13 protein-coding genes are annotated in these 15,337 nt (G+C 33.9%); 7 read left to right on the forward strand and 6 right to left on the reverse strand.

The features are described from left to right. Nucleotides 1-59: 59 nt before the first annotated feature. Nucleotides 60-554: a hypothetical protein gene (locus CLV00_RS08315; protein WP_099714672.1), complete on the reverse strand. Its 495-nt coding sequence runs from the start codon at nt 552-554 to the stop codon at nt 60-62. Further along, nucleotides 551-1,459, reverse strand: coding sequence for a hypothetical protein (locus CLV00_RS08320; protein WP_099714673.1), 909 nt, complete (start codon nt 1,457-1,459; stop codon nt 551-553). Before CLV00_RS08320 ends, CLV00_RS08315 begins: the two co-directional genes overlap by 4 nt. A gap of 611 nt (nt 1,460-2,070) precedes the next feature. On the opposite strand from CLV00_RS08320, the gene prfA reads away from it, so the two are divergent. Beyond that, the gene (gene prfA, locus CLV00_RS08325) at nt 2,071-3,147 is read left to right on the forward strand and encodes a peptide chain release factor 1 (protein ID WP_099714674.1); all 1,077 of its coding nucleotides are present in this window, start codon (nt 2,071-2,073) and stop codon (nt 3,145-3,147) included. A 110-nt stretch (nt 3,148-3,257) separates the two neighbouring features. On the opposite strand, the gene CLV00_RS08330 is transcribed toward prfA, so the two are convergent. Continuing rightward, entirely contained in the window at nt 3,258-3,527 is a 270-nt protein-coding gene (locus CLV00_RS08330; protein ID WP_099714675.1) for a hypothetical protein, read from the reverse strand. A 290-nt stretch (nt 3,528-3,817) separates the two neighbouring features. On the opposite strand from CLV00_RS08330, the gene pyrF reads away from it, so the two are divergent. The 4 genes from pyrF to CLV00_RS08350 all read left to right on the forward strand — a co-directional run bounded on the left by pyrF (nt 3,818) and on the right by CLV00_RS08350 (nt 7,674). After that, nucleotides 3,818-4,678: an orotidine-5'-phosphate decarboxylase gene (pyrF, locus tag CLV00_RS08335; protein WP_099714676.1), complete on the forward strand. Its 861-nt coding sequence runs from the start codon at nt 3,818-3,820 to the stop codon at nt 4,676-4,678. Between the two features lie 192 nt (nt 4,679-4,870). Continuing rightward, the gene (locus tag CLV00_RS08340; protein WP_199074773.1) at nt 4,871-5,671 is read left to right on the forward strand and encodes an ABC transporter substrate-binding protein; all 801 of its coding nucleotides are present in this window, start codon (nt 4,871-4,873) and stop codon (nt 5,669-5,671) included. A 251-nt stretch (nt 5,672-5,922) separates the two neighbouring features. Then, entirely contained in the window at nt 5,923-6,708 is a 786-nt protein-coding gene (locus tag CLV00_RS08345) for an alpha/beta fold hydrolase (protein ID WP_099714677.1), read from the forward strand. 309 nt (nt 6,709-7,017) lie between these two features. Further along, nucleotides 7,018-7,674: a VOC family protein gene (locus CLV00_RS08350; RefSeq protein WP_099714678.1), complete on the forward strand. Its 657-nt coding sequence runs from the start codon at nt 7,018-7,020 to the stop codon at nt 7,672-7,674. Between the two features lie 103 nt (nt 7,675-7,777). Here CLV00_RS08350 and purU read toward each other — a convergent pair whose 3' ends face one another. After that, nucleotides 7,778-8,632 (reverse strand): formyltetrahydrofolate deformylase, encoded by an 855-nt coding sequence (gene purU, locus CLV00_RS08355; RefSeq protein WP_099714679.1) that lies wholly within the window; start codon nt 8,630-8,632, stop codon nt 7,778-7,780. 125 nt (nt 8,633-8,757) lie between these two features. After that, on the reverse strand, nt 8,758-9,465 hold the full coding sequence (locus CLV00_RS08360; RefSeq protein WP_099714680.1) for a DUF4197 domain-containing protein: 708 nt from the start codon (nt 9,463-9,465) through the stop codon (nt 8,758-8,760). Nucleotides 9,466-9,784: 319 nt separating this feature from the next. On the opposite strand from CLV00_RS08360, the gene CLV00_RS08365 reads away from it, so the two are divergent. Beyond that, nucleotides 9,785-13,237 carry a methylmalonyl-CoA mutase family protein gene (locus CLV00_RS08365; protein ID WP_099714681.1) on the forward strand — a complete coding sequence of 1,151 codons (3,453 nt, stop codon included), beginning with the start codon at nt 9,785-9,787 and terminating at the stop codon, nt 13,235-13,237. 75 nt (nt 13,238-13,312) lie between these two features. On the opposite strand, the gene CLV00_RS08370 is transcribed toward CLV00_RS08365, so the two are convergent. Continuing rightward, nucleotides 13,313-13,711 (reverse strand): FimB/Mfa2 family fimbrial subunit, encoded by a 399-nt coding sequence (locus tag CLV00_RS08370; RefSeq protein WP_099714682.1) that lies wholly within the window; start codon nt 13,709-13,711, stop codon nt 13,313-13,315. 382 nt (nt 13,712-14,093) lie between these two features. On the opposite strand from CLV00_RS08370, the gene CLV00_RS08375 reads away from it, so the two are divergent. Continuing rightward, on the forward strand, nt 14,094-14,960 hold the full coding sequence (locus tag CLV00_RS08375; RefSeq protein WP_099714683.1) for an alpha/beta hydrolase family protein: 867 nt from the start codon (nt 14,094-14,096) through the stop codon (nt 14,958-14,960). Nucleotides 14,961-15,337 lie beyond the last annotated feature (377 nt).

Here is a 15,337-nt window from a genome sequence, read left to right on the forward strand (position 1 = left end):
TTTCATTTAAGCACTAGACCCGCTTTTTTGCTAAACGCCTGTTACCTGCAGTAGTTTTTTTAACTATCTATTTTGATTATTGTAAATAGTACAATTAAAGTTCTTGATACGCTTAAAAAAATCATTAAAATTGCTGAAATTATCCACTTTAGTATTGTGAAATTAAGAAAATTTTCTTGGCTTATCCAAATAAAATATGATAAAATAAAAACCAAAACCAAAACTAATTCAACTATTGCATCTTTGAATACTTGTACAACTCTTTTGTAATTTACGTCAGAAAAAAACATTTCTAACGGATTTCTTATTGCGTCTTGTGGTCGATTAGTTATATTTGATCTAATTGATGCAATAACAGTTAACGATGCTAAAATAAATCCAGCAAGTGAAATTGAAGCCGAAACTGTATCACTAACGATTTCTAAATTATCTTTTTTTTCCGCAATTTTAAAATCAAAAAAGGAAAAGTATGAATTTGCAAACCAAAGCGCAAGAATAATTATGCTATCGAAAAATAACGCATTATTAATATAGAAATCAAGTGTTTTTTTCATCTAAATCCTTTTATATCAATTTCTCTTAGCATTTTTGGAAACATATCTTCCGAAATAATTGTTTTAGCTTTTTTCTTTTTTTGAACATTAAATTCGCTTTTTACTTTTGAAACTATTAAATCATATAAACGAAGTTTATTATTATTTGTTTCATCTTCTGCGACAAAGTTTAAATAATTAAACAAGTTTCTTTTATCTGGATTTTCTTCAAACCAATGCACAATATTTAGAATTGACCTTTTAATTTGTGGAGTATCAGAGAACTTTCTATAATCCATTTTGAAATTCAATACTGCATATTCATTTTCAAAATTGTTTATAGTAGCTTCAGCTGCTTGTAATATATTTCCATCCATTCCACGTATCTCTTCGAAATTATCTTTATGAATTTTTAAACTAAATTCTGAGATTCTATTAATTCTACTTTCTAAGTCTTCAAAACTTTCTTCTGTTAAAAATTGAAAACCTAATTTTGTGATTAGTTCTTTAGAAATTCCAATTTTTTCTATGTATTTAACAAAATCATCAATTTTTGCACCACTGTGATTGTATTCCAAAGCTAAAATTGTTTTATTTCTACGAAAATCTATAATAAAGTGAGAAGTGTCCATAATTCCATCACTTCCTCTATCTTCTAAATCAGTAACTTCATCATTTGTCATATTTATTAATTGTGGAAAAATATCATCTCGAATACTTCTAAGTTTTCCTTGAATAATATTCCCACCATTACTAACTCCTTGAATAAAAACATACCGTTCTCCAAAATATTGATAACGTATTCTTGCTCTTGTAACTGACAAATTTGTTAAAGTATCAAAAAAAGTACTTAAGTTTTCACCTGTTTTAAATACAAAGTTTAACTCATAATAATAAATTTTTGTTTTTATGTTTACTATATCCATAAGTCTTTAACTGATTTTAATTACTAATCTATATTGTTGATGTTTTTACGATTCTTTATACTATTGCAGGGTAACTTGTCTATATGTATGACAAAATCATACAAAGCCATCTAATTTTGGGTCGCTTTGCCTGATAAACGGCAGAGTTTAGTTATTTTCAAATATATAACTTAATACCGAAAATACGGACAAAAACATATTAAGTTATCTTTGGTGTTCAAAACTAACTTCTTTTGAATCAATAGCTTTACGGGAAACCGTAAAACGCTTTTTTTAGCACAAACGCCTAGCCCTGATTACTTCACTTTACTTTTATTTTAATTGGAGTTCAGTGAACTTCGTTTGCAGCGGCATCTCCCGATTTAAAAAAACAAGGCTTTTTAGCCATAGTTTTTATTATCGGGAATACAGCGAATAGCAGGAAACAGCTCCTGAAAAAGAGTTTAATTGTTTAAAAGTTTAACGTTTAAAATTTCTACTCATGTACCATTTGTTTTACTGATGACTTAGCGTTCCTTAAGTTTTCAATTGATAAGTAATACGTCAAAAACGAGCCTTGCAAACTGAATAGTTTTTTCGTATTTTTGCACTCCAATAAAAGGAATAAGAAAATGTTAGATAGACTTCAAATAGTAAAACAACGTTTCGATGAGATATCGGATTTAATCATTCAGCCGGATGTTATCTCTGATCAGAAGCGTTATGTGCAATTGAATCAAGAGTACAAAAGTTTAAAAGCTTTGGCCGAAAAGCGCGATGAATACGTGCTGATTATGGCAAATATTGAAGAAGCAAACGAAATTATAGCCGATAACAGTGATGCAGATATGACCGAAATGGCCAAAATGCAACTGGAAGAAGCAAAGGAAAGATTACCGGAACTGGAGGATGAAATCAAATTTATGTTGATTCCTAAAGATCCCGAAGATGCCAAAAATGTCATGGTGGAGATTCGTGCCGGAACGGGTGGGGATGAAGCGAGTATTTTTGCAGGGGATTTATTCCGTATGTACACAAAATATTGTGAAAACAGAGGTTGGAGAACATCTGTGGTGGATATGAATGAAGGAACTTCGGGTGGATTTAAAGAGGTGATTTTTGAAGTTACCGGTGAAGATGTTTATGGAACTTTGAAGTTTGAAGCGGGTGTTCACCGTGTGCAACGTGTACCGCAAACAGAAACGCAAGGACGTGTTCACACATCAGCAGCGACTGTTATGGTATTGCCGGAAGCAGAGGAATTTGATGTACAAATTGATATGAATGATGTGCGTGTGGATTTCTTCTGTTCGTCAGGACCTGGTGGACAATCAGTAAATACAACCAAATCAGCCGTTCGTTTGACGCACATTCCAACAGGATTAGTGGCGCAATGTCAGGATCAAAAATCACAACATAAAAATAAAGATAAGGCTTTTGGTGTATTGCGTTCCCGTTTATACGAACAGGAATTAGCCAAAAAACAAGCCGAAGATGCTACAAAACGTACGTCTCAAGTAAGTTCTGGTGACCGTTCTGCCAAAATTCGTACCTACAATTACGCACAAGGTCGTGTAACGGATCACCGTGTAGGATTGACTTTGTACGATTTAGGAAATATCATGAATGGTGACATTCAGAAAATTGTTGACGAGCTAGCGTTAGTCAACAACATGGAAAAATTGAAAGAAGCCAGCGAGGTATTCTAAATAAAAAAAAAGTGAAATTCGTTTCACTTTTTTTTGTGTTCTTCGGGACCTCAAAAGGGAAATAATTTTTATAAAAATAAGCTATTGAAGCCTATATTTAGTTTTAAAAACTATTTATAGGCTTCAACGATTCTATACGTTACGATGTCGTTTGTAGCCATCAATTTTATTGTTTTTAATGCTTTGGCTTCCGAAAGCGTATAACCACTTGCATAACCTGTTGGCGTGTTTACTTCCCAGAAATAGACTGTTTTATCTGTTGTTTTGCTAATTTCAACTTTTTGTTTTTTTGAAATTGTAGTTTGATCAATTTTTTCTGTGGTGTTTGCAAACAATATTGTTGTTGCAAATAAAGATGCTGATAAGATAAAGTTTTTCATGTTTTTTGTTTTTACAATGTTAGATTAACACTGCAAAGATGAGGTTGCTATGGATTTCATTTGTTATATAAATTTTTATTTTTCTTATATAATTAACTCTTATTGGTTTGAAAATCAATTTCTTTTAAAATAAAAATATAGTTTTAGTGCAGTCCTGACAATCTATTATACTAACAATTTTAAAAAAAGGAACAGCCTTAAAATAGAGTGTATTCATTGAATTTTTAAGTTATAAAACGGCCAATCCTTTTGCGGTTTTTTTCATAAATTTGCAGCACACAATTTAAACAATGACTACACAACAACTTATTGACCAAATCAGAATCAAGAAATCATTCCTAGCAGTAGGATTAGATGTTGATTTGAATAAAATTCCACAACATTTATTAGCACTGGAAGATCCTATTTTCGAATTCAATAAAGCCATAATCGATGCAACCCATGATTTAGCGGTGGCGTATAAGCCCAATACCGCTTTTTATGAAGCTTACGGAATAAAAGGTTGGATGTCGTTGCAAAAAACAATTCATTACATCAACTCAACTTATCCGGATATTTTCACGATTGCAGATGCAAAACGTGGTGATATTGGAAATACGTCTTCGATGTATGCCAAAGCTTTTTTTGAAGATTTAAACTTTGACAGCGTTACCGTTGCTCCTTATATGGGGAAAGATTCGGTGGAGCCTTTTCTTGCTTTCGAAAATAAACATACGATTATGCTGGCTTTGACTTCCAATGAAGGTGCGTTCGATTTTCAGACTTTAAATGTGGAAGGAACCCGAGGCGGAGCCGAACGGAGCGGAGCTAAAGAACTGTATAAGCAAGTATTAGAAACGTCTAAAACGTGGAAAAACAGTGAAAACCTGATGTATGTTGTAGGTGCTACCAAAGCCGAATATTTTACTGAAATTCGTAAAATTGTCCCTGACAGTTTCTTGCTGGTTCCTGGAGTGGGAGCACAAGGAGGAAGTTTATCTGAAGTTTGTAAATACGGTATGAATGCGAATGTTGGGTTGCTTATTAATTCTTCCAGAGCGATTATTTATGCGTCAAACGGAACTGATTTTGTTGAAAAAGCAAGAGAAGAAGCGTTGAAAATGCAACAGGAAATGGCAGCAATTATTAGTTTGAAGTTTGAAAAGGTTTAAGACTTAAAGTGAAAGAATTTTAAACTGGGACTTTTTTTAAACCATTAAGAAATTAAGTTTCATTAAGAAATACTTTAAAGCTTGTTTCTCACAACCGTTAAGAAATACTTTTAAAGCTTAATTTTCTTAATTTCTTAATGGTTAAGAAGCTGCCAATTTATGTTTTAATACTATGAACTTTAAACTTTAAACTTGAAACAAAAAAATCTAATCGATCAAATAGGAATTTCCCATTCTTTTGAAACGTCCCCCAAGCGCATTATTTCACTGGTTCCTTCTCAAACGGAATTACTGTATGATTTGGGCTTGGAAAACCGAATTGTTGGTATTACCAAATTCTGTGTGCATCCGTATCATTTTAAGTCTGTTAAGAAAATAGTTGGAGGAACCAAGAAAGTACATTATGAGAAAATCAGGTTGTTGGAGCCGGATATCATCATTTGTAATAAAGAAGAAAACACACAGGAAATCGTAGCAGAATTGCGTAAAATTTGTCCGGTTTGGGTGACAAATATCATCACGATTGAAGACAATTTTCAAATGATTACCGACTTTGGTCAGCTCTTCAATTGCAGAACCGAAGCCCAGAAATGGAACGACAAATTGGCTTTTGCCTTGAGCGATTTTAAAAACTTCATCAAAGATAAACCGGTTAAAAAAGCAGCGTATTTCATTTGGAAAAACCCGTTTATGGTCGCTGGTTCGGATAATTTTATCAATGAATTACTGAAACTGAACCACTTTCAGAATATTTATGATAACAAATCACGTTATCCGGAAATCGAACTCAAAAAAATGCGATTGGAAGGAGATCCGGATTTGGTTTTTCTGTCTTCAGAGCCGTATCCTTTCAAAGAAGAAGATGCATTCGAAATAGGAAGGTACACGCATCATGCAAAAACGGTATTTGTTGATGGCGAAATGTTTTCTTGGTATGGAAGCAGGCTGCTAAAAGCGTTTGACTATTTTAAAAAAATGCATCAAAAATTATGATTCGCATTCCTCTAAAATTAATTCTTCTGTTGTTACGGTAGACTTAACAGTGGTCTTGTCGAAGTTGAAATTTAGTTCTGAGAGCATTTGGTATTCTCTTTTAAGCTTTTCTATTTCACTTTTCTCTTTCAATAATCCTTTCATGGGTGTAAATTTTTTGCAAATTTACGGTATACAATTATAAAACCAGCATTATTTTTTGTTAAGATTGGGATTTAAAATTAAAGTCCTATTTTTACAAAAAAAACCAAGTGATTAATTATACCATTTACGAAAATAAAAACACCGATCAGTGGGTAACTTTTGTTCATGGCGCCGGTGGGAGTTCTTCTATCTGGTTTAAGCAAATACGTGATTTTAAAAAACAGTATAATGTATTGTTATTGGATTTGCGGGGTCATGGGGAATCAAAACCTACTTTAAAGACGGCTTTCAAACAGAAATATACTTTTTCGGCTTTGGCCAATGATATTCTGGAAGTCTTAGATTTTCTTAAAATTAAAAAATCACATTTCGTTGGCATTTCTTTGGGTACCATACTCATCAGACAATTGGCTGAAATGTATCCGGAACGCGTGCAAAGCATGATTCTTGGCGGCGCAATCCTGAAAATGAATTTCCGTTCTCAAGTATTAATGCGATTGGGAAATATGTTTAAATATGTATTGCCGTATTTGGTTTTATACAAGTTTTTTGCCTTTGTCATCATGCCTAAAAAAAGTCACAAGCAATCTCGTGTTCTTTTTATCAATGAAGCTAAAAAATTATATCAAAAAGAATTCATCAAATGGTTTAAACTCACTGCCGAAATAAATCCGGTGCTGAAATGGTTCCGCCAGGTCGAATTGAATATTCCTACGCTTTATGTTATGGGCGAAGAGGATTATATGTTTTTGCCATCGGTTAGGAAAGTGGTAGAAAATCATTATAAATCGTCAAAACTCTTTGTAATAGAAAAGTGTGGACATGTAGTAAATGTGGAGCAACCTAATGCTTTCAATGATGCAGTTCTTTCTTTTATAAATACCGCTAAATAAAAAAATGCCTGCATTACAAATGCAGGCAATTCTTTAACTAACCAAAACCAAAATAATAAATAACCAGTTTATTACTCTGCAAAGATCACACATAAGCAGGCGTTTTGCTGTTAAGATTTTGTTATTACTTTGTTGTACATAAGTTAAGTTTTTTAACTTTATTTCCAGAGCACTTCTTTAAGTATTTTGACATCATCTGAGGCTATTGAATTTCAGCAGGTTTAAAGAATCATTAGCAACTCATAGTGATTTAGTTGCTGGGCGTTGAGGTGTATTTGTTAAAAAGATAAATTACTTTATTTAAACACGATGAATATTCTCGAACTCGAATTATTGACGGATAGCATTACTGAAACGGAGTTGTTCTATACTAAAGTCATCGGATTGAAAACTATTTCGAAAACCAATTCGAGTGTATCATTTGCCGCTGGTTCTACAAAACTAACTTTCCGTTCTTCTGAGAATTTAAAACCGGTATATCATTTTGCTTTTGATATACCCAATAATAAATTGTTGGAAGCCTTTGCTTGGATAGAAAAGAAAACTGAAATTATGGAGGTTGTTCCACCAGAAAAAATTGCCGATTTCTATAACTGGAATGCAAAGTCTTTTTATTTCTATGACAATAATGGAAATATTTTAGAATTTATTGCCCGTTTCAGCCTTGATAATACTTCAGAAAAACCATTTGATGGATTGTCAATTCTTTCTGTGAGCGAAATAGGTTTTGTGACCAAAAATGTTTCAAAGCTCAGTGATGAAATGTTTAATAAATACGGTCTTTCGGTATTTTCAAAACAACCAAAACTAGAAAAATTTATCGTTTTAGGAACAGATACTGGACTTTTTATTCTTGTGGAAGAAAATCGTGATTGGTATCCAACGCATCAAAAAGCAAAATCGTTTTGGACCAAAGTAGTATTTGACAATAATGGAAAAACGAGGGAAATTGAAATTTCAGGTTAAAAAAAATGCTCACCAATAAGCGAGCATTTATATATAATAGACAATATCCTTTAATTCTATGGGGTTTGATTCTCTTTTCTTTGGAGAGAGTTGGGGTGAGAATTTATAAAAACACCACCGTTTTATTGTCATAAACCATTGTTTTTCTTTCGGCATGCAGTTTTATGGCTCTGGCCAAAACCATGCGTTCCAGATCGCGCCCTTTCATAATAAAATCTTCTATAGAATGACTGTGTGAAACTCGGGCAATATCCTGCTCGATAATCGGACCTTCATCTAATCCTTCGGTAACATAATGACTCGTGGCACCAATGATTTTTACACCGCGTTTAAAAGCAGAATGATACGGTTTTGCCCCTGGAAATGCCGGAAGGAAGGAATGATGAATATTGATAATTTGATTTTTGTATTGCGCAATCAAATTAGGTGTGATAATTTGCATGTAGCGTGCCAAAACAATGAAGTCAATATTGTATTCTTTTAGTAAATCCAACTGTTTTTGTTCACCTTCGGTTTTAATGTCTTTTGTGAAAGGAACATAATGAAACGGAATAGAAAAACGCTCTGCCACTGCTTTCAAATCCTCATGATTGCTTATAATCAAAGGAATTTCAAGAGGCAATTCGCCGGCGCTGTAGCGTCCTAAAATATCATACAAACAATGGTCGTATTTAGAAACAAACAAAGCCATTCTTGGTTTTTCGTTTTGGGTATACATTTCCCACGACATATTAAAAGGAGCTGCTAACTTAGCTTGAAAATCAGTTTTAATAGCTTCAATATTCCAATTTTTGGCACTGAATTCACATTCTAAACGCATGAAAAATACATTTTCATCGGCATCGACATGTTGATCTAAATAAATAATATTACCATCAATAGAGGAAATATAATTCGTAACGGAAGCAATAATTGCTTTTTGATCTTCGCAATGGATTAGGATTGTAATTTTCTGCATTAGGGTTCTGTTTTCAGCTTTGTTGGTAGTAATGAATAGTATTTTTCAAAACTAAACGTATTTGTTTTTATAAAAAAGTTGGATTTGGCTGTTTTATGTTTGAAAAAAAACAGCCAAATTTCAATCTATTTGTTATCCTGCAAGGCAAAAACCTTTTGCAATAAAACAGAAGTTCTGGAACTCAAATTCGTTCTGATGTTTTTTTCTTCAACAGCAACCATTTTGAAAACGCCATTCAACGCTTGGTTCGTAACATAATCAGTCAAATCAGGATTCACTTTATTTACAAGAGGAATGCTGTTGTATTTGGTAATAATGTTGGCCCATACTTTATCGGCGCCCACTTTGGTAAATGAATTTTTAATCACAGGATTGAATTTTCCGTACAAAGCGGTCGAAGTACTGTTCTGCAAATAAGTGGTAGCCGAACTTTCATTTCCCATCAAAATCGTTTTGGCATCCATAAAAGTCATGTTTCTAACGGCATCAACAAATATTGGAGTCGCTTCCTTCACTGCGTCTTCGGCAGCACGATTCAATACTTTCAAACCTTCGTCAGCCAAAGAACTCAATCCAATTCTTCTCAAACCAGTATCTACTTTTCTCAATTCTTCCGGCAATAAAATTTTCACGGCTTCATTTCTGTAAAAACCATCGGTAGCAGTCAATTTTGTTACCTGTTTCGAAATCCCATTGTTCAATGCTTCCTTCAATCCACCGGCAATATCAACGCCGCCAATTCCTTGCGTTTGTGGAAATTGATTCATCACCTGTTGCATTTCGGCACAACTCGAAAGCGAAACCGCCATCATAACCATTAAAATTTTCTTCATCGTAATTAGAGTATTAGTTTACTTCGTCTGTTTGCCATTTGGCTTTTGTAAAAATACTACTTATTCAAAAACAAAGCCAACTATTCTTTAGGAGCACAAATTTTAGTTTTATTAATCAGGATTTGTCCCGCTTTCCGCTGTATTCCCGATAAATAAAAACTACGGCTGATAAAAGCCTTGTTTTTCTAAATCGGGAGATGCCGCTTCAATCGGGGCTAAATAACAAAATTCTGTGTTATTTATTAACAACGAGCCACAACATCAAATAATTTTTAAAATAAAATCGTAAATTGCAGGCTTAAATTATCATATTCATAAAATGGAACAACAAAAACCATATATCCCTAACAATAAAGTAAGAATTGTTACCGCAGCAGCTCTTTTTGACGGTCACGATGCCGCAATCAACATCATGCGTAGGATTATTCAGTCTACAGGTGTTGAGGTAATCCATTTGGGCCATGACCGTAGTGTGGAAGAAGTTGTCAATACAGCGATTCAAGAAGATGCCAATGCGATTGCAATAACTTCCTACCAAGGAGGGCATAACGAATATTTCAAATACATGTATGACTTGCTTCAAGAAAAAGGAGCAGGGCAAATCAAGATATTTGGCGGTGGCGGAGGTGTAATTCTGCCTTCTGAAATTGCCGAGTTACAAGCGTACGGAATTACGAGAATTTATTCTCCTGATGACGGACGTGCTTTGGGTTTACAAGGAATGATAAATGATTTAGTACAACGTGCAGATTATGCTATTGGAGATCAACTAAGTGATGAAATCAATCATTTAGAAGAAAAAAATCCAAAAGCAATTGCCAGAATTATTTCATCAGCAGAGAATTTTCCTGATGTTGCGGCCAAAACTTTGGAAGCCATTCAAAAAAAGAATGAGAATTGCACGATTCCGGTTCTTGGGATTACAGGAACAGGTGGGGCAGGAAAATCATCGTTGGTAGATGAATTGGTGCGTCGTTTTCTAATCGATTTCCCGGAAAAAACAATCGGGTTAATATCTGTAGATCCATCCAAAAGAAAAACTGGCGGTGCATTGCTTGGAGATAGAATCCGAATGAATGCTATCAATAGTCCTAGAGTTTACATGCGTTCATTGGCCACACGCCAATCGAATTTGGCTTTGTCTAAATATGTTGCCGATGCGATTCAAGTGATTAAAGCGGCAAATTATGATATCATCATTTTGGAGACTTCTGGAATCGGGCAATCTGATACGGAAATCATGGACCACTCTGATGTATCTTTATATGTAATGACACCAGAATTTGGTGCAGCAACCCAATTGGAAAAAATCGACATGCTTGATTTTGCCGACTTGGTAGCGATAAACAAATTCGACAAACGCGGTTCTCTAGATGCGTTAAGAGACGTGAAAAAACAATACCAACGCAACCATAATCTTTGGGATGCGGATTTAGATACACTTCCAGTTTTCGGGACAATTGCCTCGCAGTTTAACGATCCAGGAATGAATACGCTGTACAAAGCGATTATGGATAAAATCCATGAGAAAACGAATTCTGATTTGAAATCAACGTTCCAAATCACTCGTGAAATGAGTGAGAAGATTTTCGTTATTCCGCCACACAGAACGCGTTATTTGTCTGAAATTGCCGAAAGTAACCGTAAATATGATGTTACTGCGGTTAGTCAGGAACAAGTTGCCCAGAAATTATACGGAATTTTCAAAACGATTGAAACAGTTGCTAAGAAAATACCTGAAATAAACAAAGCAGGAATTAATGACGATTCGGTTTTGCCAACTCCTTTGGAATCTGAAAAACTAGGTGCTGCTGAAGACAAAATCTTTTTGAACCTTTTGCTGAATCAATTTGATAAAGTAAAAATGGATTTGGATCCGTACAATTGGGAAATCATTTTGACTTGGAGCGAAAAAGTAAACAAGTACAAAAATCCAGTTTATACGTTCAAAGTTCGTGACAGAGAAATTAAAATGGCTACGCATACCGAGTCGCTTTCACATTCTCAAATCCCGAAAATTGCGTTACCAAAGTACAAAGCTTGGGGAGATATTTTACGTTGGTGTTTGCAGGAAAATGTTCCCGGAGAATTTCCTTTTACCGCTGGATTGTATCCTTTCAAACGCGAAGGAGAAGATCCTTCCCGTATGTTTGCCGGAGAAGGCGGACCAGAAAGAACCAACAAACGTTTTCATTATGTGAGTGCAGGTTTGCCTGCAAAACGGTTGTCAACTGCTTTTGACAGTGTAACTTTATACGGAAACGATCCACATGTACGTCCTGATATTTATGGAAAAATCGGTAATGCCGGAGTTTCTATTTGTTGTTTGGATGATGCTAAAAAATTATATTCTGGTTTTGATTTGGTTCATGCGATGACTTCGGTGAGTATGACGATTAATGGACCAGCGCCTATGTTATTAGGCTTTTTTATGAATGCTGCGATTGACCAGCAATGTGAGTTTTACATTAAAGAGAATGGCATTGAAGGTGAAGTTGCCGAAAAAATTAAACAAATCTATACCAAAAAAGGAGTAGAAAGACCGCATTATCAAGGTGATTTACCCGAAGGAAACAACGGTTTAGGGTTAATGCTTTTGGGCGTTACCGGAGATGAGGTTCTACCTTTGGAAGTGTATAACGACATAAAAGCAAGAACGTTGTCACAAGTTCGTGGAACGGTTCAAGCTGATATTTTAAAAGAAGACCAAGCACAAAATACGTGTATTTTTTCTACTGAATTTGCATTGAGATTGATGGGTGACGTACAGGAATATTTCATTACCAAGAATGTTAGAAACTTCTATTCGGTTTCTATTTCAGGCTATCACATTGCTGAAGCGGGAGCAAATCCTATCACGCAATTGGCTTTCACACTTTCTAATGGTTTTACTTACGTAGAATATTATTTGAGTCGTGGCATGAACATCAATGATTTTGGACCAAACTTATCTTTCTTTTTCTCGAATGGAGTAGATCCTGAATATGCAGTTATCGGTCGTGTGGCACGTAAAATTTGGGCGAAAGCCATGAAAAACAAATACGGAGCCAACGAACGTGCGCAAATGTTGAAATACCATATTCAGACATCAGGTCGTTCTTTACACGCACAGGAAATTGATTTCAATGATATTCGTACTACTTTACAAGCTTTGTATGCCATTTATGACAACTGTAATTCGTTGCATACTAACGCGTATGACGAAGCAATTACAACGCCAACAGAAGAATCTGTACGTCGTGCAATGGCGATTCAGTTGATTATCAATAAAGAATTAGGTCTGGCCAAAAATGAAAATCCAATTCAAGGAGCTTTCATTATCGAAGAATTGACAGATTTAGTAGAAGCTGCGGTTTTACAGGAATTCGACCGAATTACTGAACGTGGCGGAGTGCTTGGTGCTATGGAAACGATGTACCAAAGAAGTAAAATTCAAGAAGAAAGTTTGTATTATGAAACTTTGAAACATACCGGTGAATTTCCAATTATTGGAGTGAATACGTTCTTGAGTTCTAAAGGTTCTCCAACAGTGATTCCAGCTGAAGTAATTCGTGCTACGGAAGAAGAAAAACAATACCAAATTGATATGTTGAACCATTTACACCAATCCAATCAGGATTTAGTGAATACACATTTAAATACGCTTCAGGAAGCTGCCATTAAAAACGAAAACTTATTCGAACATTTGATGGAAGCAACGAAGGTTTGTTCTTTGGGACAAATCACTTCGGCTTTGTTTGAAGTAGGCGGGCAATATAGAAGAAATATGTAACATGTAATTCATATTTAAAATAAAAGAAAAGGCTGTCCCAAAAGACAGCCTTTATTAATACTATTCGGCAGGACACTAATTGATAGTTGCCAAATTTCTATTTTTCATCGTTGGTTTATAAACTTCCGAGATTGCTTTTGTTGTTAAAAATGTTTTTTGTTCCGAGATGATAATTTCGTGTTTTACTTTTTTCAGGCTGTTTTCGACAACCAAATAATACGTTCCCACGGGAAATTCGTCTAAATTATATGTTTTTGAGATTCCTTTTTCACCTTTTGCTTTTTCGGTGTAGATTAAATTATTCTGATCATCATAAATAGATACATTAGCTTGTTTAATTTGGTTTAGAGTAAAGCTAATTTCATTTCCTTTTCCTTTTTTTACGTTAAGTAAAAAATTGTCGTCAATTGCATACATACTCATACTAGTCATTGTTACTATCAACAATAAACTCAATTTTAAAATGTTTTTCATAATTCTAGTTTTTAAATTAATAGTTAAAATTTCTATTGTAAAATTAGGATAAGAATCGTTTACGGAATAGAACTATATTTTCTAATTTAGGTGCTATTTTATCATCATAATGCCGATTATGGTTAAAATTCAATAATTTATAAATTCATTTGTGTTAAAAAAGTATATATTGTTTAATTTCGGAATAAAAAAAGTAAGAGGTTTTTGTTTAATGTGGAGTTAATTATTTATTGAATTGTTTTTACAAAAACACATCAATATTGAATTAAGCTGTTCTAAATGAATCAATTGTTTTTGTAAAGTGTATTCGATTTTTAAACGATAAAGCAAGTTTTTCTGGAAAAGTGTATATTTACTTTTCAATCACCAAAAAAACTATCAAATGAAAAAACTTCAGATTCTATTTTTATTTTTCCTTCTTGGACATACTGCATCATCTTATGGTGCAAAAGCCGATACGTTGCAAATCCCGAGTTCAGCTATGAATAAAACCTATAAAGCTGCGGTAGTATTGCCCAGTTCTTATGCTAAAAGCAAGGTTAACTATCCTGTTCTTTATCTTTTGCACGGTGCTTATGGTCATTTTAATGATTGGTTGTCTAAAACCCCGGATAAGAATTTATTGCACAATTTAGCGGATCAGTATAATATCATAATTGTAATGCCGGAAGGGGAAACTTTCAGTTTTTATCTTGATAGTCCTGTTAATAAAGGAAGTCAGTTTGAAACATATATCACAAAAGAAGTAATTCAGAAAGTAGATAATACCTATCGAACAATAAATGACAGAAAAGGACGTGTAATTACAGGACTTTCTATGGGAGGTCATGGGGCATTGTATCTTTCGACAAAACACCCGGAACTATTTTGTGCCGCAGGAAGTATGAGTGGAGCTGTTGATATGGGGAGCATGATTAATCCAGAATCTAAGGAAAGAGTGACTAAATTAATGGAACCTGTTTTTGGAATTGAAGGAGTACCACAGGAAGTGTATGCCTCAAATGCTGTTTTAAATATGGTTGATAAAATAAAAAGTAACAAACTGGAATTGATTATAGATTGCGGAGTAGATGATTTTTTGATAGAATCTAACAGGGAATTACACCGAAGACTCGTTTATAATAAAGTTTCTCATGATTATACGGAACGTCCAGGAGCTCACACTTGGGAATATTGGGAAAATGCATTGCCTTCTCATGTATTATTTTTTAGCAAAATTTTAAGAAACAACACTGTTGCCGTGAAATAGAAATTAGAATTGAATTATAATTTTTAACACAAAAGACCTTTCAGCAATGAAGGGTCTTTTTTTTGACGTTTTTTAGATGGCTATATTGTTTTCATGAATAAAAAGCAATGTTTTTATAGCCTCCTGAGGTTTTTTTAACCTTAAAAAAGGATTCATTTTCAGTATTTTAAGAGAAATAATTTTTTAAATAAATGATGGATAAAGAATTGATACTACTAATTCATATGTTAAAGGATATTACTGTTTTTTAACATTGTTTTTTTATTAACAAAATTTAAATAATATATTACTTAATTAATTGATTGTCAATAAGTTAACAGGTTTTTAAGTATTAATATTTTGCAGCTGTAAACCTTTTCTTAGCGAATAGTGTCTCT

Origin of the sequence: Flavobacterium sp. 11 (assembly GCF_002754315.1) — a bacterium.
GTDB lineage: Bacteria > Bacteroidota > Bacteroidia > Flavobacteriales > Flavobacteriaceae > Flavobacterium > Flavobacterium algoritolerans.

Excerpts from the sequence above, each read along its gene's own strand:
- prfA (WP_099714674.1), top strand. The coding sequence starts at position 2,071 with ATGTTAGATAGACTTCAAATAGTAAAACAACGTTTCGATGAGATATCG.
- CLV00_RS08360 (WP_099714680.1), bottom strand. The coding sequence starts at position 9,465 with ATGAAGAAAATTTTAATGGTTATGATGGCGGTTTCGCTTTCGAGTTGT.
- pyrF (WP_099714676.1), top strand. The coding sequence starts at position 3,818 with ATGACTACACAACAACTTATTGACCAAATCAGAATCAAGAAATCATTC.
- CLV00_RS08365 (WP_099714681.1), top strand. The coding sequence starts at position 9,785 with ATGGAACAACAAAAACCATATATCCCTAACAATAAAGTAAGAATTGTT.
- CLV00_RS08375 (WP_099714683.1), top strand. The coding sequence starts at position 14,094 with ATGAAAAAACTTCAGATTCTATTTTTATTTTTCCTTCTTGGACATACT.
- CLV00_RS08320 (WP_099714673.1), bottom strand. The coding sequence starts at position 1,459 with ATGGATATAGTAAACATAAAAACAAAAATTTATTATTATGAGTTAAAC.
- CLV00_RS08370 (WP_099714682.1), bottom strand. The coding sequence starts at position 13,711 with ATGAAAAACATTTTAAAATTGAGTTTATTGTTGATAGTAACAATGACT.
- CLV00_RS08315 (WP_099714672.1), bottom strand. The coding sequence starts at position 554 with ATGAAAAAAACACTTGATTTCTATATTAATAATGCGTTATTTTTCGAT.
- CLV00_RS08330 (WP_099714675.1), bottom strand. The coding sequence starts at position 3,527 with ATGAAAAACTTTATCTTATCAGCATCTTTATTTGCAACAACAATATTG.
- purU (WP_099714679.1), bottom strand. The coding sequence starts at position 8,632 with ATGCAGAAAATTACAATCCTAATCCATTGCGAAGATCAAAAAGCAATT.
- CLV00_RS08350 (WP_099714678.1), top strand. The coding sequence starts at position 7,018 with ATGAATATTCTCGAACTCGAATTATTGACGGATAGCATTACTGAAACG.